Raw genomic sequence first — 20,509 nt, forward strand, 5'->3', positions numbered from 1 at the left:
CCGCGCCTTGCCTTGAACGAGAACCGCACCTAGTCTCGTCATAGCGAATTCGTCCGGATGGCGAGCGGGCAGTGCTCATGCAAGGAATCTCATGAAGCAAAAGCAGACTCTGGGAACACCACGGTTGTTGGGTATCGTCTGGCCCTTTATTGCTGTCGTGGTGTTCCAGGCATTACTGGGCGGCGTAAGCCTTTACGTGCTTTCGGCCGTTCGTGGCTACGTGGCCGGCGAAAGCCTTTGGTCCAAAGGACAAAAGGACGCCATCTATTATCTGAATCTCTACGCTGACAGCCGTGACGAGACGATCTACCGTCAGTACCTGACGGCGATTGCCGTACCTCAGGGCGGGCATGAGTTGCGTCTGGCGCTGGATCGCCAGCCACCGGATCTGCAAGCGGCGCGCGAGGGCATTCTCAAAGGGGGCAACCACCCGGACGACGTCTCCAGCCTGATCTGGCTGTATCTCAATTTTCGCCATTTCAGTTACCTGCAAATCGCGATCGACCGCTGGACCGTAGGCGATGCCTATCTGGACCGTCTGCATGAAGTGGCGCAGGAGATGCACCTGGGTATCACGCAGAACCAGGCAAGCCCTGGCGATGTGCGGCGCTGGAAGGCACAGATCTTCGCCATCAACGACGCGGTGACCCCGGCTGCCAGGGGATTCAGCGATGCCCTGGGCGAAGGTTCGCGGGTGATCATGCGGATCTTGCTGTTCACCAACCTCGCCACGGCACTGGGCCTGATCGCGCTGGCGCTGTGGCGCACCCACAAACTGCTCAGGCAAAGACATGAGTTTGCCCTGGCGCTGCAACTGGAAAAGGATCGCGCGCACATCACGCTGCAGTCGATTGGCGATGGCGTGATCACCACCGACGTCAACGGCGCCATCGACTACATGAACCCGGCCGCCGAGGCCATGACTCACTGGAAGGCCGAGCAGGCGGCGGGCTTGCCATTGTCGGCGCTGTTCAACCTGCTCGACGAGAATGCCCAGACCGAAGGGCTGACGTTGATCGAGCACATTCTCAGCGGCAAGCTCAGCGGCGGCAGTGAACATTCCAAGCTGATCCAGCGCCTGGACGGCAGCACCTTGTCGGTGACCCTGGTCGGGGCGCCGATCCGCAATGCCGGTAATGTCAGCGGCACTGTGCTGGTGCTGCACGACATGACCCAGGAGCGGCAGTACATCGCCAATCTGTCCTGGCAGGCGACTCACGATGCGTTGACGGGGCTGGCCAACCGCCGCGAGTTCGAATATCGCCTCGAGCAGGCTTTGCACAACCTGACGCGTCAGCCCGGTCGGCATGCGTTGATGTTCCTTGATCTGGATCAGTTCAAACTGGTCAACGACACCTGTGGCCACGCGGCGGGCGACGAGTTGCTGCGGCATATCTGCACACTGTTGCAATCGGGCTTGCGCGAGGGCGACACCCTCGCGCGGCTGGGCGGCGACGAGTTCGGTATTCTGCTGGAGAACTGCCCGCCGGAGATGGCGGAGAAAATCGCCGAAAGCCTGCGCCAGACTGTGCAGAACCTGCATTTTGTCTGGAAAGGGCGGCCGTTCCTGACCACGGTCAGTATTGGCCTGGTCCATGTGGCGCAAAATCCTGCTTCCCTTGAAGCTTCGCTGCGTGCGGCAGACATGGCTTGCTACATGGCCAAGGAGAAGGGCCGCAATCGGGTTCAGGTCTACCACGCGGACGACTCCGAGCTGTCGGTGCGCTTCGGCGAAATGGCCTGGGTGCAGCGTCTGCACATGGCATTGGAGGAAAACCGCTTTTGCCTTTATGCCCAGCAAATCGCACCGCTCAAACCCCACGATGGGCAGGCCGGGCACATCGAAATTCTCTTGCGACTGCATGATGAGTCCGGACGAATGATTCTGCCCGACAGTTTCATTCCGGCAGCAGAACGTTATGGTTTGATGACTCAGTTAGATCGCTGGGTAGTGCAGAACGTATTCAAGGTTATTGCTCAGTGTATTGAGCAGAAACATGAACTTCCTTTGGCGATGTGTGCGATTAATCTGTCAGGCATTACTATAGGAGATGACGCGTTTTTGCACTTTCTGCGAGAACAGTTTGTTAACTACGCCATACCGCCTGAAATGATTTGTTTTGAAATTACTGAAACCAGTGCAATTGCAAATCTTGGCAGTGCAATTCGTTTTATCAATGAACTCAAGGGCTTAGGTTGCCACTTTTCCTTAGATGATTTTTGCGCCGGAATGTCTTCATTCGCTTACTTGAAACATTTGCCTGTAGACTTCCTGAAGATCGACGGGAGTTTCGTAAAGGATATGTTGGACGACCCGATAAATCGGGCAATGGTCGAAGTGATCAATCACATCGGTCATGTTATGGGTAAGCAGACGATTGCCGAGTTTGTTGAAACTATCCAGATCGAACAGGCGTTGCTTGAAATCGGTGTGGATTACGCTCAGGGTTATGTGATTGAGCGTCCGCAGTTGTTTACCTGTGACAGTTTGCAAAGTCGCCCTGCTAGGCCGCAGCCGTTGTTGTTCAAAGCGCCTGGCACGTTCCGTTGAAGTCTCTCGCCGATCCTTGCCATCACAAATCAAAAGGAGCCGAACAGTGATCGACACATTCAACCGAACCGGACCCCTCATGGAAGCCGCAAGTTATCCTGTCTGGGCTCAACAGCTCATCGGGGATTGCAGCGAGAGCAAGCGCCGGGTAGTCGAACATGAACTTTACCAGCGCATGCGTGACAACAAACTCAGCGCGAAAACCATGCGCCAGTACCTGATCGGGGGCTGGCCGGTGGTCGAGCAGTTTGCCTTGTATATGGCGCAGAACCTCACCAAGACCCGCTTCGCCCGCCATCCCGGCGAGGACATGGCGCGGCGCTGGCTGATGCGCAATATTCGTGTCGAACTCAATCACGCCGACTACTGGATGCACTGGAGCCGCGCTCATGGTGTCAGCCTGGAAGATCTCCAGGCCCAGCAAGTGCCGCCGGAGCTGCACGCGCTCAGTCATTGGTGCTGGCACACCAGCTCGGCGGATCCGCTGATCGTGGCAATTGCTGCGACCAACTATGCGATTGAGGGGGCGACTGGAGAGTGGTCAGCGGTGGTCTGCTCGACCGGGGTCTATGCCGCGGCGTTCCCCGAAGAGGACCGAAAACGCGCGATGAAGTGGCTCAAGATGCATGCCCAGTACGACGATGCCCACCCGTGGGAAGCGCTGGAAATCATCTGCACCCTGGCCGGGCTGAATCCGAGCAAGGCCTTGCAGGCCGAACTGCGTCAAGCGATCTGCAAGAGTTATGACTACATGTACCTGTTCCTGGAACGGTGCATGCAGCTGGAGACATCGGAGCGGTTGCTGGTCAACCGCGAGCGCCGGACCGTAGTCGAAAGCTGATCTGCGAAACCACGAGTAATCCTGTAGGAGTGAGCCTGCACGCGATAGCGGTGTATCAGTCGACGGATTCGTTGTCTGACCCACCGAATCGCGAGCAGGCTCACTCCTACAGTTGTTTGTTGCTGTGCGCAAGCATCAGCCGGCCATCGCCAGTCGGTTTCGCCCCTCGCGCTTGGCGACATATAACGCACTGTCGGCCCTGCGCAGCAAGCTGTCAGCCGACTCACCCGGCAACAAGGTCGAGCACCCCAGGCTTACGGTCAGCTCGATCAACTGGCCATCGGCAAAATACTCCTCTGACTGCGTGGCCTGACGCAAACGCTCGCCCACCATCGCCGCCGCTTCCCGGCCGGTGTTGGACAGTAGAATCAGAAACTCCTCGCCACCATAACGGAACACCATATCGACGTTGCGCAACTGCGCCTTGATGGACGCCGCAATGGCTCTGAGCACGTCATCGCCGGCGCCGTGGCCGTGTTCGTCATTGACCCGTTTGAAGTGGTCGATGTCGAGCATCAGTACCGACAGCGGCTGCACATGGCGGCGAGACATATCGATTTCGCGTTGCAAGGTCTGCTCCATGGCCACGCGGTTGCCCGCACCGGTCAGTGGGTCTCGCAGCGCACTCTGGGTCGCGGCGCGGTAGAGCAGGGCATTGCGCATCGGATACAACAGGCAGGACAGCAGCGACTCGAGGTCGCCCTGTTCCTGCGCGTTGAAACGCTGATTGCGTCGGAAGACCAGCTCGCCCATCTGCTCGCCTTCGTGGCTGAGGGTATAGCTGACCGAGTGATGGCCGCGGGCGCCGAACTCCAGGCGCAGATCGCTGGCCTGATGCACATAGCTCAAAGCATCCAGCGGCACCAGCCGTTGGACTTCACGGAAGAACAGGCCAAGGATGCGCTGTGGCTCAAGGCTGGTTTGCAGTTGCAGGCTCATTTGCTGGCGCAGTTGTGCCAGGCTGGTCGGGCGCTCGATCAGCGCCGGTAATTGACCGAAGCCCAGGCGCTGCAATTTTGCACTGTCAAAGTCAATTGCATGGGTCTGGGAAGGAGATTTCATATGGCGTGAGCCCCTAAGCAGTAAGTCTGTCTTACAGGCTGGGTGAGAGCGGCTATGGGCTGCGCGTCGTACTGATCCATCAGTCCCGTAGGACGTTTGGCGTAAGTTTAGTCTGCCGCAAGACGATCAGTCAGCTATCGAAATCGGCGTTGCCCCATGGCCATCACACGGCATGTTTTGAGCAAATTTAGAGCGAAACCCGTGCCATTCGGTTCGATTTAATTTAATGCTTGTCGAATCAAGGAGTTGCGGACTCGACATGAGCCGCCGCGCTGGAGAAATGGCGGATTCATGACACTTGCAGGCGGCAATGGCTTGCCGCGACAGCTATCTGTCGCGGCAACAAATGCGACGTATGGCGTTATTGCGCGTTGAAAGCCTGGCCGTTAACGCCCGCGCTGTCGGGGCCCATCAGATACAGATACACCGGCATGATCTCTTGCGGTGTCGGGTTGTTCAGCGGGTTTTCCCCCGGATACGCCTGCGCACGCATGCTGGTCCGCGTACCGCCCGGGTTAATGCTGTTGGAGCGCACTGGCGCGACGCCTTCGACTTCATCGGCCAGGGTTTGCATCAGGCCTTCGGTGGCGAATTTCGACACACCGTAGGCGCCCCAATAGGCACGGCCCTTGCGACCGACGCTGCTGGAAGTGAACACCACCGAGGCGTCCTGGGACAGCTTGAGCAGCGGCAGCAGGGTGCTGGTCAGCATGAACATCGCATTGACGTTGACCTGCATGACGCGCATGAAATTCTCGCCCGACAATTGTTCGATCGGCGTGCGCGGGCCGATGATCGACGCGTTGTGCAGCAGGCCATCGAGATGACCGAACTCGTTTTCGATCATCGCCGCCAGCTCATCGTACTGATGGGGCAGGGCGGTCTCGAGGTTGAACGGGATCACCGCCGGTTGCGGATGGCCGGCGGCCTCGATCTGATCGTAGACCTCGGTCAGGTTGGCTTCGGTCTTGCCCAGCAGCAACACGGTTGCGCCGTGGGCCGCATAGGTCTTCGCCGCAGCCGCACCGATACCGCGCCCGGCACCGGTGACCAGAATGACCCGATCCTTGAGCAATTCGGGGCGAGCGGTGTAATCAAACATAAAAACCTCACAATCCATTAAAAGATCGTCCGAACGCGGCCCGAGCCTTCGGCAGCTCCTGCATGGGCATGCATTCTCCTGTAGGAGCTGCCGCAGGCTGCGATCTTTTGATTTTGATCAGCAACTGCAAAGCGCGCTATCGAGCACCTTGCGCAACTCCAGCGGATGATCCACCACCACATCCGCGCCCCAATGCCGTGGGTTATCGTCCGGGTGGATATAGCCGTAGGTCACCGCAGCTGTCTTGGTGCCGGCATCGCGGCCCGATTCGATATCGCGCAGATCATCGCCGATAAACAGCACGGTCGACGGATCCAGATCAAGCATCTTGCACGCAAGGATCAACGGCTCCGGATCCGGCTTGCTGTTCTTCACGTGATCCGGGCAGATCAGCAGCGCCGAGCGCTCGGCAAGGCCCAGGCGCTGCATGATCGGCTCGGCAAAGCGCACCGGTTTGTTGGTGACCACGCCCCAGATCAGGTTGGCTTTCTCGATGTCGGCCAGCAGCTCAGGCATGCCGTCGAACAGCTTGCTGTGCACCGCACAACCAACCAGGTAGCGCTCGAGAAACTCCAGACGCAGCTCTTCGAAACCCGGCGATTCCGGGTCCATCGAGAAAGTTACCGCGACCATTGCCTTGGCGCCGCCGGAAATCTCGTCGCGGATGTGCTTGTCATTGATCGGCGGCAAACCGCGATCGGCGCGCATCGCCTGGCAGATGGCGATGAAGTCCGGCGCTGTGTCGAGCAGGGTGCCGTCCATGTCGAAAAGTACCGCTCTGATGGCCATCGGCTTATTCCTCGCGCAGGGTCTGGATCATGTAATTGACGTCAACGTCGCTGGCCAGTTTGTAATGCTTGGTCAGCGGGTTGTAGGTCAGACCGATGATGTCCTTGACGGTCAGGCCGGCCATGCGGCTCCAGGCACCCAGCTCGGAAGGGCGGATGAATTTCTTGAAATCGTGAGTGCCGCGCGGCAGCAGCTTCATGATGTATTCGGCGCCGATGATCGCGAACAGATACGCCTTCGGGTTGCGGTTGATGGTCGAGAAGAACACCTGGCCGCCCGGCTTGACCATGCGGAAACAGGCGCGGATCACCGAGGATGGATCCGGCACGTGCTCGAGCATTTCCAGACAGGTGACTACGTCGAACTGCTCGGGCATTTCTTCGGCCAAGGCTTCGGCGGTGATCTGCCGGTATTCGACGTTGACCCCGGATTCCAGCTGATGCAGTTGCGCGACCGCCAGCGGCGCTTCGCCCATGTCGATACCCATCACGGTGGCGCCGCGCTGAGCCATGGCTTCGCTGAGAATGCCGCCGCCGCAGCCGACGTCGAGGACTTTCTTGCCGGCCAGATTGACCCGTTCGTCGATCCAGTTGACCCGCAACGGGTTGATATCGTGCAGCGGCTTGAATTCGCTTTCACGGTCCCACCAGCGATGGGCCAGTGCCTCGAATTTGGCGATTTCGGCGTGGTCGACGTTGCTCATGTTCAATTCCTCGAAAAACCTGAAAAGGGCTGTAGCCGCGGATATTGCGCCGCGGTGTTTACGATTCGGTGTGGCCGCTGATGCGCTGGCCCCAGTGGCGAGCGGTTTCGCCCAACTGTTGTTCGTCCATGCGGGTCAGGCGACGATCGTCGAGCAGTTGTTTGCCGGCCACCCACAGGTGTTTGACGCAATCGCGACCGGTGGCATAGATCAGCTGCGATACCGGGTCATAGACCGGTTGCTGCGCCAGGCCGGACAGGTCGAAAGCGACGATGTCCGCGGCCTTGCCGATCTCCAGCGAGCCGACTTGCGCCTCGATTCCCAGTGCACGCGCGCCATTCAAGGTGGCCATGCGCAAGGCGCGATGGGCATCCAGCGCCGTGGCGGAACCGGCGACGGCTTTGGCCAGCAGGGCTGCCGTGCGGGTTTCGCCGAGCAGGTCGAGGTCATTGTTGCTCGCCGCGCCATCGGTGCCGACGGCCACATTGACCCCAGCCTGCCACAAACGCTCGACCGGGCAGAAACCGCTGGCCAATTTGAGGTTGGATTCCGGGCAGTGGATCACGCTGCTGTTGCTTTCTACCAGCAGCGTGAGGTCGTCATCGCTGATCTGGGTCATGTGCACGGCCTGGAAGCGCGGGCCGAGCAGGCCAAGGCGACCGAGGCGCGCCAGTGGCCGTTCACCGGTTTGCTCAACGGCCTGCTGCACTTCGAATGCGGTTTCGTGCACATGCATGTGGATCGAGGCGTCCAGCTCCTCGGCGATCACCCTGATTTTTTCCAGGTTCTCATCGCCGACGGTGTAGGGTGCATGCGGGCCGAAGGTGATTTTGATGCGCTCGTGATGCTTGAGGTCGCCGAACAGTTCGACGCCCTGACGAATGGCTTCGTCGGCGCTGCTGGCACCGGGGATCGGGAAATCGAGGATCGGAATGGCGATCTGCGCGCGGATGCCGCTGTTGTGCACGCGCTCGCTGGCGACTTTCGGGAAGAAGTACATGTCCGAGAAGCAGCTGATGCCGCCCTTGATCTGCTCGGCGATCGCCAGATCGGTGCCGTCGCGGACGAAGTCTTCATCGACCCATTTGCCCTCGGCCGGCCAGATATGGTCTTCCAGCCAGGTCATCAGCGGCAGGTCGTCGGCCAGGCCACGGAACAGCGTCATCGCTGCGTGGCCGTGGGCGTTGATCAGGCCGGGGGCGAGCAGTACGTCGGGCAACTCACGAATTTCGCTGGCGTTACACTTCAATGCTTCGGCGCGCGGGCCGATAAACACGATGCGACCGTCACGGATGCCCAGGCCGTGCTCCTTGAGCACCACGCCTGCAGGTTCGACGGGGACCAGCCAGGTCGGCAGCAATAACAGGTCGAGCGCAATGGCAGGTTTCGGCATCGTGGGTCGGTTCCAGTGCTTTTGTAAAGGATGGCGAAGTATACCCGAGCGTCTTCGCGGGGGGATCGCTATAATCGGCGGCTTTTGTTCATGAGTGCGGGGTGTGGGATGCGCGATCGACTGTTGGCTGCGGAGAAAGTGAAGGCCATCGATTGGCGTGATGGCGCGCTGCACCTGCTGGATCAGCGTATTTTGCCGTTCGAGGAAACCTGGATCGCCTACACCAGCGCCGCCGGCGTGGCCGAGGCTATTCGCTCGATGGTCGTGCGTGGCGCGCCGGCCATCGGCATCAGTGCGGCGTACGGTATTGTCCTCGCGGCGCGGGCGCGGATTGCCGAGGGCGGCGACTGGTACGCGGCGCTGGAGGAGGATTTCGCCCTGCTGGCCGATTCCCGTCCGACCGCCGTCAATCTGTTCTGGGCGCTGGGGCGCATGCACGATCGGCTCGATCGCCTTAAAAGCAATGCCGACCCGCTGGCGGCCCTGGAAGCCGAAGCCATCGCCATTCATGAAAGCGATCGCGAAGCCAATCTGACCATGGCGCAACTGGGCGTCGATCTGATCCGCAAGCATCAGGGCAATGCTCAGGCGATCCTCACCCACTGCAATACCGGCGCGCTGGCCACCGGTGGTTTCGGCACCGCGCTGGGGGTGATTCGCGCCGCTTATATAGAAGGCATGGTTGAGCGCGTCTACGCCGACGAAACCCGGCCGTGGCTGCAGGGCTCGCGCCTGACCGCGTGGGAACTGGCCAACGAAGGCATCCCGGTGACGCTGAACGCCGACTCCGCCGCTGCGCACATCATGAAGACCAAAGGCGTGACCTGGGTGATCGTCGGCGCTGACCGCATTACCGCCAATGGCGACGTGGCGAACAAGATCGGCACCTATCAATTGGCGGTGAATGCCATGCACCACGGCGTGCGCTTCATGGTGGTGGCGCCGAGTTCGACCATCGACATGCATCTGGCCAGTGGCGATGACATCCCGATTGAAGAGCGTGATGGCGCCGAACTGCTGGAAGTTGGCGGCAAACGCGTCGGTGCCGACGTGGAAGCGTTCAACCCGGTGTTTGACGTGACGCCCGCGGATCTGATCGACGCGATCGTCACCGAGAAAGGCATCGTTGAACGCCCGGACACCGCGAAGATGGCCCAGCTGATGTGCCGCAAGCGCCTGCATTAAGGTCAGCATGCTCAGGGTAGGAGCTGCCGAAGGCTGCGATCTTTTGACTTTGCTTTTAAGGAGCGAAGATCAAAAGATCGCAGCCTTCGGCAGCTCCTACAGGTGTGTGTGCCAGCAAAGAGGCGGTTATTGTCAATAAACATCGCTAATTCAGCCCCGGTTTTCACATTCGAAGAAGCTCTGAGCCTCTGTCGTCCCCCTCAAGCCTGTCATCGGTCAACTAACTATGCTCCATGCGCATCTGGGGGATAGGTGCGTGGCGGCTCTTGTGATAACATCCGGCGTTTTCCGAGGCGGCTCCACGGAGCTGTCTTTACTGCGCAAATCCGCGATCCAATGTTGATTTGTCGTAAGTCGGCGCATGGCACTCGGCCGGCCCCGACGAGCTTCGTTGCTCCCACATGGATATGACGAAGTTTCACCAGAAAAAGGAATCAGGCTTCTCATGGGCGAACTGGCCAAAGAAATCCTCCCGGTCAATATCGAAGACGAGCTGAAACAGTCCTACCTCGACTACGCAATGAGCGTGATCGTCGGCCGTGCACTGCCGGATGCGCGCGATGGCCTCAAGCCCGTGCACCGTCGCGTACTGTTCGCGATGAGCGAGCTGGGCAACGACTACAACAAGCCGTACAAGAAATCTGCCCGTGTCGTCGGCGACGTGATCGGTAAGTATCACCCGCACGGTGACACTGCCGTGTACGACACCATCGTACGTATGGCCCAGCCTTTCTCCCTGCGCTACCTGCTGGTCGACGGCCAGGGCAACTTCGGTTCGGTCGACGGCGACAACGCTGCCGCCATGCGATACACCGAAGTGCGCATGACCAAGCTGGCGCACGAGCTGCTGGCTGACCTGCACAAGGAAACCGTGGACTGGGTGCCGAACTACGACGGCACCGAACTGATCCCGGCGGTCATGCCGACCCGCGTACCGAACCTGCTGGTCAACGGTTCCAGCGGTATCGCCGTGGGCATGGCGACAAACATCCCGCCGCACAACCTCGGTGAAGTCATCGACGGTTGCCTGGCCCTCATCGACAACCCCGAGCTGAGCGTCGATGAGCTGATGCAATACATCCCCGGTCCGGACTTCCCGACCGCGGCGATCATCAACGGTCGCGCCGGCATCATCGAAGCCTACCGCACCGGTCGCGGGCGCATTTACATGCGTGCCCGCTCGATCATCGAAGACATCGACAAGGTCGGTGGCCGCCAGCAGATCGTGATCACCGAACTGCCGTACCAGTTGAACAAGGCGCGTCTGATCGAGAAGATCGCCGAACTGGTCAAAGAGAAGAAGCTCGAAGGCATCACCGAGCTGCGCGACGAGTCCGACAAGGACGGTATGCGCGTCGTGATCGAGCTGCGTCGCGGCGAAGTGCCTGAGGTGATCCTCAACAACCTCTACGCCCAGACCCAGCTGCAATCGGTGTTCGGTATCAACATCGTTGCGCTGATCGACGGCCGTCCACGCATCCTTAACCTCAAGGATCTGCTGGAAGCCTTCGTCCGTCACCGTCGCGAAGTGGTTACCCGCCGTACCGTGTTCGAACTGCGCAAGGCGCGCGAGCGTGGTCATATTCTCGAAGGCCAGGCCGTTGCGCTGTCGAACATCGACCCGGTGATCGCCCTGATCAAAGCCTCGCCAACCCCGTCCGAAGCCAAGGAAGCGTTGATCAGTACGCCTTGGGAGTCCTCGGCGGTTGTTGCGATGGTTGAACGCGCCGGTGCCGATTCGTGCCGTCCGGAAAACCTCGATCCGCAATACGGCCTGCGCGAAGGCAAATACTTCCTGTCGCCAGAACAGGCACAAGCGATTCTCGAACTGCGCCTGCACCGTCTGACCGGTCTGGAGCACGAGAAGCTGCTGGCCGAGTATCAAGAGATCCTCAACCAGATCGGCGAGCTGATCCGCATCCTCAACAGCGCCGTGCGCCTGATGGAAGTGATCCGCGAAGAGCTGGAAGTGATCCGCGCCGAATACGGTGACGTGCGCCGCACCGAAATTCTCGATGCCCGTCTCGACCTGACCCTGGGCGACATGATCCCGGAAGAAGAGCGCGTCGTGACCATCTCCCACGGTGGCTACGCCAAGACCCAGCCACTGGCTGCGTATCAGGCTCAGCGTCGTGGCGGTAAAGGCAAGTCGGCCACCGGTGTCAAGGACGAGGACTACATTGCTCACCTGCTGGTCGCCAACAGCCACACCACGCTGCTGCTGTTCTCGAGCAAGGGCAAGGTGTACTGGCTCAAGACCTACGAAATTCCGGAAGCATCCCGCGCCGCCCGTGGTCGTCCGTTGGTCAACCTGTTGCCGCTGGATGACGGTGAATACATCACCACCATGCTGCCGGTCGAGGAATACACCGAAGGTCACTACATCTTCATGGCCACCGCCAACGGCACCGTGAAGAAGACCCCGCTGGAATCCTTCAGCCGTCAGCGCAGTGTCGGTCTGATCGCGCTGGAGCTGGATGAAGGCGACGTGCTGATCTCCGCAGCCATTACCGATGGCGAACGCGAAGTGATGCTGTTCTCCGACGGCGGCAAGGTAACGCGCTTCAAAGAGTCCGACGTGCGTGCCATGGGCCGTACCGCTCGCGGCGTGCGCGGCATGCGTCTGCCGGAAGGGCAGAAGCTGATTTCCATGCTGATCCCGGAAGAAGGCAGCCAGATCCTCACCGCTTCCGAGCGTGGTTATGGCAAGCGCACCGCGATCACCGAGTTCCCTGAGTACAAGCGTGGCGGCCAGGGCGTAATCGCCATGGTCAGCAACGAGCGTAACGGCCGTCTGGTCGGCGCGGTGCAGGTGCTCGACGGCGAAGAAATCATGCTGATCTCCGATCAGGGCACTTTGGTACGTACCCGTGTCGACGAAGTGTCGAGCCTGGGCCGTAACACTCAAGGTGTGACGCTGATCAAACTGGCCAAGGATGAAACTCTGGTCGGCCTGGAGCGGGTTCAGGAGCCTTCGGAAGTCGAAGGCGAAGAACTTGAAGGTGAAGAGGGCGAGGAATTCGCAGGCAGCGTCGGTATCGACGAAGCGGGTGAAGACCAGCAACTCGACGCCGCAGCTGACGAAGAACCGCAGGAATAAGCGGACAAACGAGGGGGCGGATGAGAATTCGCCCCCTTGTTATTTGTCCGGTATGAAATATCGGCGCCCATGACGAACCCTGTGGGAGCGAGCTTGCTCGCGAAAGCGGAGTAACAGGCGACATCTTTGTTGAATGTCAGTCCGCCTTCGCGAGCAAGCTCGCTCCCACAGGGTCGGCGCCGACTGATATGTGATACCACCAAATCAGAGCGAGATTGGATGTGAGCAAGCGAGCCTATAACTTCTGCGCCGGCCCGGCGGCGCTGCCTGAAGCTGTCCTGCAGCGCGCCCAGAGTGAACTGCTTGATTGGCACGGCAAGGGTCTGTCGGTCATGGAAATGAGCCATCGCAGCGATGAGTTCGTGTCCATTGCCACTCAGGCTGAGCAGGATCTGCGAGACCTGCTGAATATCCCGTCGAACTACAAAGTGCTGTTTCTGCAAGGTGGCGCCAGCCAGCAGTTTGCGCAGATCCCGCTGAACCTGCTGCCGGAAAACGGCTCGGCCGACTACATCGACACCGGTATCTGGTCGCAGAAAGCCATCGAAGAAGCCTCGCGCTACGGTCACGTCAACGTTGCCGCCACCGCCAAGCCTTACGACTATTTCGCCATCCCCGGCCAGAACGAGTGGAACCTGTCGAAAGACGCCGCTTACGTTCACTACGCGCCCAACGAAACCATCGGCGGCCTGGAATTCCAGTGGATCCCGCAGACCGGTGACGTGCCGCTGGTGGCCGACATGTCCTCGGACATCCTTTCGCGCCCGGTCGACATCTCGCGTTTTGGCATGATCTACGCCGGCGCGCAAAAGAACATCGGCCCGAGCGGTATCGTCGTCAACATCATCCGCGAAGATCTGCTCGGCAAGGCCCGCTCGCTGTGCCCGACCATGCTCAACTACAAAGTCGCGGCCGATAACGGCTCGATGTACAACACCCCGCCAACACTGGCCTGGTACCTGTCCGGTCTGGTGTTCCAGTGGCTGAAAGAGCAGGGCGGCGTCGATGCGATCGCCAGGCTCAATGAGGTCAAGCAGCGCACGCTGTACGACTTCATCGACGCCAGCGGCCTGTACAGCAACCCGATCAACAAGTCGGATCGTTCGTGGATGAACGTGCCGTTCCGTCTGGCTGACGATCGCCTGGACAAGCCGTTCCTCGCCGGTGCCGACGAGCGCGGTTTGCTCAACCTCAAGGGCCACCGTTCGGTGGGCGGCATGCGTGCCTCCATCTACAACGCTGTCGACATCACTGCGGTCAACGCGCTGGTGGCGTACATGGCGGAATTCGAGAAGGAGCACGGCTGATGTCCGAGCAAGAACTCAAGGCACTGCGCGTTCGCATTGATGCTCTGGACACCAAAGTCCTCGAGCTGATCAGTGAGCGTGCGCGTTGCGCCCAGGAAGTCGCCCGCGTGAAGATGGCCTCGCTGGCCGAAGGCGAAGTGCCGGTGTTCTATCGTCCCGAGCGCGAAGCTCAGGTGCTCAAGCGCGTGATGGAGCGCAATCAGGGGCCGCTGGGCAACGAAGAAATGGCGCGACTGTTTCGCGAAATCATGTCCTCGTGCCTGGCGCTGGAGCAGCCGCTGAAAGTCGCGTATCTCGGCCCGGAAGGTACCTTCACCCAAGCGGCGGCAATGAAGCATTTCGGTCACGCGGTGATCAGCAAGCCGATGGCGGCGATCGATGAAGTGTTCCGTGAAGTGGCGGCCGGTGCGGTGAATTTCGGCGTGGTGCCGGTGGAAAACTCCACCGAAGGCGCGGTCAACCACACGCTGGACAGCTTCCTCGAACACGACATGGTGATCTGTGGCGAAGTCGAGCTGCGTATCCACCATCATTTGTTGGTCGGCGAAAACACCAAGACCGACAGCATCAGCCGCATCTATTCCCACGCGCAGTCGCTGGCCCAGTGCCGCAAGTGGCTGGATGCGCATTACCCGAATGTCGAGCGCGTGGCGGTGTCGAGCAACGCCGAGGCAGCCAAGCGCGTCAAGGGTGAGTGGAACTCGGCGGCGATCGCCGGCGACATGGCGGCGGGGTTGTATGGCCTGACGCGTCTGGCCGAGAAGATCGAAGATCGCCCGGACAACTCGACGCGTTTCCTGATGATCGGCAACCAGGAAGTGCCGCCGACCGGCGACGACAAGACTTCGATCATCGTGTCGATGAGCAACAAGCCCGGCGCGCTCCATGAGCTGCTGGTGCCGTTCCATGACAATGGCATCGACCTGACCCGGATCGAAACCCGTCCTTCGCGCAGCGGCAAATGGACCTACGTGTTCTTCATCGACTTCGTCGGCCACCACCGCGATCCATTGATCAAAGGTGTGCTGGAAAAGATCAGTCAGGAAGCAGTAGCACTCAAGGTGCTGGGTTCCTACCCGAAAGCAGTTCTCTAAGGGGCGGTAGCAAATGAGTGGCAACTTCCTCGCTCTGGCACAGCCGGGCGTGCAACAACTTTCGCCGTACGTTCCGGGCAAGCCCGTGGACGAACTGGCGCGCGAGCTGGATCTGGATCCGGCAAAAATCGTCAAACTGGCGAGCAACGAGAATCCGCTGGGCGCCAGCCCGAAGGCGTTGGCGGCGATTCGCGAAGAGCTGGCCGAGCTGACGCGTTACCCGGACGGCAATGGTTTCGCCCTGAAATCGCTGCTCGCCGAGCAGTGCCGCGTCGAGCTGAATCAGGTCACCTTGGGCAACGGCTCCAATGACATCCTTGAGCTGGTGGCCCGTGCCTATCTGGCACCGGGCCTGAATGCGGTGTTCAGTGAGCATGCTTTCGCCGTATATCCGATTGCTACGCAGGCTGTCGGCGCACAAGCCAAAGTCGTTCCGGCCAAGGAGTGGGGGCACGACCTGCCAGCCATGCTGGCGGCGATCGACGCCAATACCCGCGTGGTGTTCATTGCCAACCCGAACAACCCGACCGGCACTTGGTTCGGTGCTGAAGCGCTGGACGAATTCCTCCAGGACGTTCCCGAGCATGTGCTGGTAGTCCTCGACGAGGCTTACATCGAGTACGCCGAAGGCAGCGACTTGCCGGACGGTCTCGACTTTCTCGCCGCGTACCCGAACCTGCTGGTGTCGCGCACCTTCTCCAAGGCCTATGGCCTGGCCGCACTGCGCGTCGGTTATGGCTTGTCGACACCGGTGGTCGCTGACGTGCTGAACCGCGTTCGCCAGCCATTCAACGTCAACAGCCTCGCCCTCGCGGCAGCCTGTGCAGCATTGAAGGACGAAGAGTATCTGGCGCAAAGCCGTCAGCTCAACGAATCCGGCATGCAGCAGTTGCAGGACGGTTTCCGTGAACTGGGTCTGGGCTGGATCGAGTCCAAAGGCAACTTTATCTGTGTCGATCTCGGCCAGGTCGCGGCGCCGGTGTTTCAGGGCTTGCTGCGCGAAGGCGTGATCGTGCGTCCGGTGGCCAATTACGGCATGCCGAACCACCTGCGGGTGACCATTGGTCTGCCGGCAGAAAACAGCCGTTTCCTCGAGGCGCTGCGCAAGGTTCTGGCTCGTGGTTGATGTCACTGCGCTGCAACCTGCTGCACCTATGATCGGTCGCCTCGTGGTGGTCGGTCTGGGATTGATCGGTGGTTCGTTTGCCAAGGGTTTGCGTGAAAGCGGCCTGTGCCGTGAAGTGGTTGGCGTCGATCTGGATCCGCAATCACGCAAGCTCGCGGTCGAATTGGGTGTGGTCGATCGTTGCGAAGACGATTTGGCGGCGGCTTGCGTCGGTGCCGATGTGATTCAGCTGGCTGTGCCGATTCTGGCCATGGAAAAACTGCTCGCGCGTTTAGCTGTCATGGATCTGGGACAGGCAATCCTCACCGATGTCGGCAGCGCCAAAGGCAATGTGGTGCGTGCGGCGAGCGAAGCGTTCGGCGGCATGCCGGCGCGCTTCGTGCCGGGGCATCCGATTGCCGGTTCCGAGCAGAGCGGGGTGGAGGCTTCCAATGCCGAGCTGTTCCGTCGGCACAAGGTGATTTTGACGCCGATAGAGCAAACCGATCCTGCCGCCCTGGCGGTGGTTGATCGGCTCTGGCGAGAGCTGGGCGCCGATGTCGAGCACATGCAGGTCGAGCGTCACGACGAAGTGCTGGCCGCGACCAGCCATCTGCCGCACCTGCTGGCGTTCGGTCTGGTCGATTCGTTGGCCAAGCGCAATGAAAATCTGGAGATCTTCCGTTACGCTGCCGGTGGTTTTCGCGATTTCACAAGAATCGCCGGAAGCGACCCGGTGATGTGGCACGACATCTTCCTCGCCAACCGCGAGGCTGTCCTGCGCACACTCGATACATTTCGCAGCGACCTCGACGCCTTGCGCGACGCGGTCGATGCAGGGGATGGGCACCAATTGTTGGGCGTTTTCACGCGCGCCCGGGTTGCCCGCGAGCATTTCAGTAAAATCCTGGCCCGCAGGGCCTATGTGGACGCTATGAATTCCAACGATCTGATCTTCCTGGCTCAACCTGGTGGCCGCCTGTCCGGTCGGATTCGCGTACCGGGTGACAAATCGATTTCCCACCGTTCGATCATGCTCGGCTCGCTGGCCGAAGGCGTCACTGAAGTAGAAGGCTTCCTCGAGGGCGAAGACGCCCTGGCGACCTTGCAGGCGTTTCGCGACATGGGCGTGGTCATCGAGGGCCCGCACCACGGCCGGGTGACCATTCACGGTGTCGGCCTGCACGGCCTGAAGCCTGCGCCGGGCCCGATCTATCTGGGCAACTCCGGCACCTCGATGCGTCTGCTGTCCGGCCTGCTGGCGGCGCAGAACTTCGACAGCACCCTGACCGGCGACGCTTCGCTTTCCAAGCGCCCGATGAATCGCGTGGCCAATCCATTGCGGGAAATGGGTGCGGTGATCGAGACCGCCGCAGAAGGTCGTCCGCCGATGACCATTCGCGGCGGGAACAAACTCAAAGGTCTGACCTACACCATGCCGATGGCCAGTGCTCAGGTGAAATCCTGCCTGCTGCTCGCCGGTCTGTACGCGCAAGGCAAGACCACCGTCACCGAGCCTGCACCGACCCGTGACCACACCGAGCGCATGCTGCGTGGCTTCGGCTATCCGGTCAGCGTTGATGGTGCCACGGCTTCGGTCGAGTCCGGCGGCAAGCTCACTGCCACTCACATCGAAGTGCCGGGCGATATCTCGTCGTCGGCGTTCTTCCTGGTCGCGGCGTCGATTGCCGAGGGTTCCGAACTGGTGCTTGAACACGTCGGCATCAACCCGACCCGTACCGGCGTGATCGACATCCTGCGCCTGATGGGCGCCGACATCACCCTGGAAAACCAGCGTGAAGTCGGCGGCGAGCCGGTGGCTGACTTGCGCGTACGGGCAGCTAAACTCAAAGGCATCGAGATTCCCGAAGAGCTGGTACCGCTGGCGATCGACGAATTCCCGGTGCTGTTCGTCGCTGCTGCATGCGCCGAAGGCCGCACCGTGCTGACCGGCGCCGAAGAGCTGCGAGTCAAGGAATCGGATCGGATTCAGGTGATGGCAGACGGTCTGCTGGCGTTGGGTGTGAAGTGCGAGCCGACCCCGGACGGCATCATCATCGACGGCGGGCAGATCGGCGGCGGTGAAGTGCACGGTCACGGCGATCACCGTATCGCCATGGCTTTCAGCGTCGCGTCCCTGCGCGCTACGGCGCCGATCCGCATCCATGATTGCGCCAACGTCGCGACCTCGTTCCCCAACTTCCTCGCACTGTGCGGGCAGGTCGGCATTCGTGTGGCACAAGAGGCTCAGTCGTGAAAAACATTGCACCGGTCATCACCATCGATGGGCCAAGCGGCTCCGGCAAGGGCACGGTCGCCGGGATTCTGGCCAAGCGACTGGGCTGGAACCTGCTCGATTCCGGTGCGCTTTACCGTTTGCTCGCGTTCGCCGCGCACAATCATGGCGTCGACCTGACCAATGAAGAGCTGCTGAAAACATTGGCCGCTCATCTGGACGTGCAGTTCATCGCCGCGACCGAAGGTCAGCTGCAGCGGATCATTCTGGAAGGCGACGAAGTCAGCGATGTGATTCGCACCGAAAGCGTCGGTTCCGGTGCCTCGCAAGTGGCAGCGCTGCCCGCCGTGCGCGAGGCGCTGCTGCAACGTCAGCGCGCATTCCAGGAAGCGCCGGGCCTGGTGGCCGACGGCCGCGACATGGGTACGGTGGTTTTTCCTGATGCACCGCTGAAGATTTTCCTCACCGCCAGTGCCGAGGAGCGGGCGCGCCGTCGATATTTGCAGTTGAAGGGCAAAGTCGAGGGTGTTAGTCTGTCGAGTCTGCTAGATGAGATCCGTGCACGCGATGAGCGTGATACCCAGCGCGCAGTAGCCCCGCTCAAGCCGGCGGCCGACGCGATTCAGCTGGATTCCACGGAGCTTTCCATCGATCAGGTGCTTGAACGCATCATGAGCGAGATCGCCATTCGCGATATCGCCGGGTGACCAAGAGGGCCGCAGGGGACCAGTCATAGTCCTGCGGTGCTTCTTTTAAATGAAACTAACCCACACCGTCTGGGGTGTGGAGATGGGCGTTTACTTCGCCCTCATCTACAGGAATTAAAATGAGCGAAAGCTTTGCGGAACTCTTTGAAGAAAGCCTGAAAACCCTGAACCTTCAGGCAGGCTCCATCATCACCGGTGTTATCGTTGATATCGATTACCAGGCTCGCTGGGTAACCGTTCACGCTGGTCTGAAGTCTGAAGCACTCATCCCGCTTGAGCAGTTCTACAACGATGCTGGCGAACTGAACATCAACGTTGGTGATGAAGTTCACGTTGCTCTGGATTCGGTTGAAGACGGCTTTGGCGAAACCAAGCTGTCCCGTGAAAAAGCCAAGCGCGCTGAATGCTGGATCGTTCTGGAAGCAGCCTTCGCAGCCGAGGAAGTGGTCAAGGGCGTTATCAACGGTAAGGTTAAAGGCGGCTTCACTGTCGACGTTAACGGCATCCGTGCGTTCCTGCCAGGTTCCCTGGTTGACGTCCGTCCTGTGCGCGACACCACGCACCTGGAAGGCAAAGAGCTGGAATTCAAGGTCATCAAGCTGGATCAGAAGCGCAACAACGTTGTCGTTTCCCGTCGCAGCGTCCTCGAAGCCGAGAACTCCGCCGAGCGTGAAGCTCTGCTGGAATCCCTGCAGGAAGGCCAGCAAGTCAAAGGTATCGTCAAAAACCTCACCGATTACGGCGCATTCGTCGATCTGGGTGGCGTGGACGGCCTGCTGCACATCACCGACATGGCCTGGAAGCGCATCAAGCATCCTTCCGAGATCGTCAACGTTGGTGACGAAATCGACGTCAAGGTTCTGAAATACGATCGCGAACGCAACCGTGTTTCCCTGGGCCTGAAGCAACTGGGCGAAGATCCATGGGTTGCTATCAAAGCCCGTTACCCAGAAGGCACTCGCGTTACCGCTCGTGTAACCAACCTGACCGACTACGGCTGCTTCGCTGAGCTGGAAGAAGGCGTTGAAGGTCTGGTACACGTTTCGGAAATGGACTGGACCAACAAGAACATCCACCCTTCGAAAGTCGTACAAGTCGGCGACGAAGTGGAAGTCATGGTTCTGGACATCGACGAAGAGCGTCGTCGTATCTCCCTGGGCATCAAGCAGTGCAAGTCGAACCCATGGGAAGACTTCTCTGGCCAGTTCAACAAGGGCGACAAGATCTCCGGCACCATCAAGTCGATCACCGATTTCGGTATCTTCATTGGTCTGGACGGCGGCATCGACGGTCTGGTTCACCTGTCCGACATCTCCTGGAACGAAGTGGGCGAA

Annotated in this window: 15 protein-coding genes; 10 read left to right on the top strand and 5 right to left on the bottom strand. The window is 60.1% G+C overall.

Going from position 1 to position 20,509, the window contains the following annotated elements:
* Positions 1-91 precede the first annotated feature (91 nt).
* Both VNV36_RS19485 and VNV36_RS19490 read left to right on the top strand, forming a co-directional pair.
* Positions 92-2,551 carry an EAL domain-containing protein gene (locus tag VNV36_RS19485; protein ID WP_325719583.1) on the top strand — a complete coding sequence of 820 codons (2,460 nt, stop codon included), beginning with the start codon at positions 92-94 and terminating at the stop codon, positions 2,549-2,551.
* A gap of 79 nt (positions 2,552-2,630) precedes the next feature.
* Positions 2,631-3,392 carry an iron-containing redox enzyme family protein gene (locus VNV36_RS19490; RefSeq protein WP_414705529.1) on the top strand — a complete coding sequence of 254 codons (762 nt, stop codon included), beginning with the start codon at positions 2,631-2,633 and terminating at the stop codon, positions 3,390-3,392.
* Between the two features lie 135 nt (positions 3,393-3,527).
* On the opposite strand, the gene VNV36_RS19495 is transcribed toward VNV36_RS19490, so the two are convergent.
* The 5 genes from VNV36_RS19495 to VNV36_RS19515 form a co-directional block, all read right to left on the bottom strand.
* On the bottom strand, positions 3,528-4,454 hold the full coding sequence (locus VNV36_RS19495) for a GGDEF domain-containing protein (RefSeq protein WP_325719587.1): 927 nt from the start codon (positions 4,452-4,454) through the stop codon (positions 3,528-3,530).
* Positions 4,455-4,815: 361 nt separating this feature from the next.
* Positions 4,816-5,556 carry a YciK family oxidoreductase gene (locus VNV36_RS19500; protein WP_325719589.1) on the bottom strand — a complete coding sequence of 247 codons (741 nt, stop codon included), beginning with the start codon at positions 5,554-5,556 and terminating at the stop codon, positions 4,816-4,818.
* Positions 5,557-5,673: 117 nt separating this feature from the next.
* Positions 5,674-6,345 (bottom strand): N-acetylmuramic acid 6-phosphate phosphatase MupP, encoded by a 672-nt coding sequence (gene mupP, locus VNV36_RS19505; protein ID WP_325719591.1) that lies wholly within the window; start codon positions 6,343-6,345, stop codon positions 5,674-5,676.
* Between the two features lie 4 nt (positions 6,346-6,349).
* Positions 6,350-7,048 carry a bifunctional 2-polyprenyl-6-hydroxyphenol methylase/3-demethylubiquinol 3-O-methyltransferase UbiG gene (gene ubiG, locus VNV36_RS19510; protein WP_325719593.1) on the bottom strand — a complete coding sequence of 233 codons (699 nt, stop codon included), beginning with the start codon at positions 7,046-7,048 and terminating at the stop codon, positions 6,350-6,352.
* Positions 7,049-7,106: 58 nt separating this feature from the next.
* A complete protein-coding gene (locus VNV36_RS19515) occupies positions 7,107-8,441 on the bottom strand; it encodes a TRZ/ATZ family hydrolase (RefSeq protein ID WP_325719595.1) in 1,335 nt (444 codons plus the stop codon).
* A gap of 108 nt (positions 8,442-8,549) precedes the next feature.
* Here VNV36_RS19515 and mtnA point away from each other — a divergent pair, with 108 nt between their 5' ends.
* The 8 genes from mtnA to rpsA all read left to right on the top strand — a co-directional run.
* Positions 8,550-9,626: an S-methyl-5-thioribose-1-phosphate isomerase gene (gene mtnA / locus VNV36_RS19520; RefSeq protein ID WP_325719598.1), complete on the top strand. Its 1,077-nt coding sequence runs from the start codon at positions 8,550-8,552 to the stop codon at positions 9,624-9,626.
* 445 nt (positions 9,627-10,071) lie between these two features.
* Positions 10,072-12,726 carry a DNA gyrase subunit A gene (gene gyrA, locus VNV36_RS19525; RefSeq protein WP_325719600.1) on the top strand — a complete coding sequence of 885 codons (2,655 nt, stop codon included), beginning with the start codon at positions 10,072-10,074 and terminating at the stop codon, positions 12,724-12,726.
* Between the two features lie 221 nt (positions 12,727-12,947).
* Positions 12,948-14,033 carry a 3-phosphoserine/phosphohydroxythreonine transaminase gene (gene serC, locus VNV36_RS19530; protein ID WP_325719602.1) on the top strand — a complete coding sequence of 362 codons (1,086 nt, stop codon included), beginning with the start codon at positions 12,948-12,950 and terminating at the stop codon, positions 14,031-14,033.
* Positions 14,033-15,127: a prephenate dehydratase gene (pheA, locus tag VNV36_RS19535; protein WP_016770924.1), complete on the top strand. Its 1,095-nt coding sequence runs from the start codon at positions 14,033-14,035 to the stop codon at positions 15,125-15,127. The genes serC and pheA overlap by 1 nt, the downstream gene beginning before the upstream one ends.
* 13 nt (positions 15,128-15,140) lie before the next feature.
* Positions 15,141-16,253, top strand: a complete 1,113-nt coding sequence (gene hisC / locus VNV36_RS19540) for a histidinol-phosphate transaminase (RefSeq protein ID WP_325719605.1) — start codon at positions 15,141-15,143, stop codon at positions 16,251-16,253.
* A 28-nt stretch (positions 16,254-16,281) separates the two neighbouring features.
* A complete protein-coding gene (locus VNV36_RS19545; protein WP_325719618.1) occupies positions 16,282-18,489 on the top strand; it encodes a bifunctional prephenate dehydrogenase/3-phosphoshikimate 1-carboxyvinyltransferase in 2,208 nt (735 codons plus the stop codon).
* The gene (cmk, locus tag VNV36_RS19550) at positions 18,486-19,175 is read left to right on the top strand and encodes a (d)CMP kinase (protein ID WP_024013869.1); all 690 of its coding nucleotides are present in this window, start codon (positions 18,486-18,488) and stop codon (positions 19,173-19,175) included. The genes VNV36_RS19545 and cmk overlap by 4 nt, the downstream gene beginning before the upstream one ends.
* A gap of 119 nt (positions 19,176-19,294) precedes the next feature.
* The coding region (rpsA, locus tag VNV36_RS19555; protein WP_325719608.1) for a 30S ribosomal protein S1 at positions 19,295-20,509 on the top strand (1,215 nt) is incomplete at its 3' end.

The sequence above is a fragment of the Pseudomonas sp. genome, assembly GCF_035554175.1.
GTDB lineage: Bacteria > Pseudomonadota > Gammaproteobacteria > Pseudomonadales > Pseudomonadaceae > Aquipseudomonas.

Bases quoted from the DNA above. Each gene is read 5' to 3' on its own strand.
- mtnA (WP_325719598.1), top strand. From the start codon at position 8,550: ATGCGCGATCGACTGTTGGCTGCGGAGAAAGTGAAGGCCATCGATTGG.
- VNV36_RS19545 (WP_325719618.1), top strand. From the start codon at position 16,282: ATGATCGGTCGCCTCGTGGTGGTCGGTCTGGGATTGATCGGTGGTTCG.
- VNV36_RS19495 (WP_325719587.1), bottom strand. From the start codon at position 4,454: ATGAAATCTCCTTCCCAGACCCATGCAATTGACTTTGACAGTGCAAAA.
- ubiG (WP_325719593.1), bottom strand. From the start codon at position 7,048: ATGAGCAACGTCGACCACGCCGAAATCGCCAAATTCGAGGCACTGGCC.
- VNV36_RS19500 (WP_325719589.1), bottom strand. From the start codon at position 5,556: ATGTTTGATTACACCGCTCGCCCCGAATTGCTCAAGGATCGGGTCATT.
- mupP (WP_325719591.1), bottom strand. From the start codon at position 6,345: ATGGCCATCAGAGCGGTACTTTTCGACATGGACGGCACCCTGCTCGAC.
- hisC (WP_325719605.1), top strand. From the start codon at position 15,141: ATGAGTGGCAACTTCCTCGCTCTGGCACAGCCGGGCGTGCAACAACTT.
- VNV36_RS19515 (WP_325719595.1), bottom strand. From the start codon at position 8,441: ATGCCGAAACCTGCCATTGCGCTCGACCTGTTATTGCTGCCGACCTGG.
- pheA (WP_016770924.1), top strand. From the start codon at position 14,033: ATGTCCGAGCAAGAACTCAAGGCACTGCGCGTTCGCATTGATGCTCTG.
- gyrA (WP_325719600.1), top strand. From the start codon at position 10,072: ATGGGCGAACTGGCCAAAGAAATCCTCCCGGTCAATATCGAAGACGAG.
- VNV36_RS19485 (WP_325719583.1), top strand. From the start codon at position 92: ATGAAGCAAAAGCAGACTCTGGGAACACCACGGTTGTTGGGTATCGTC.
- VNV36_RS19490 (WP_414705529.1), top strand. From the start codon at position 2,631: ATGGAAGCCGCAAGTTATCCTGTCTGGGCTCAACAGCTCATCGGGGAT.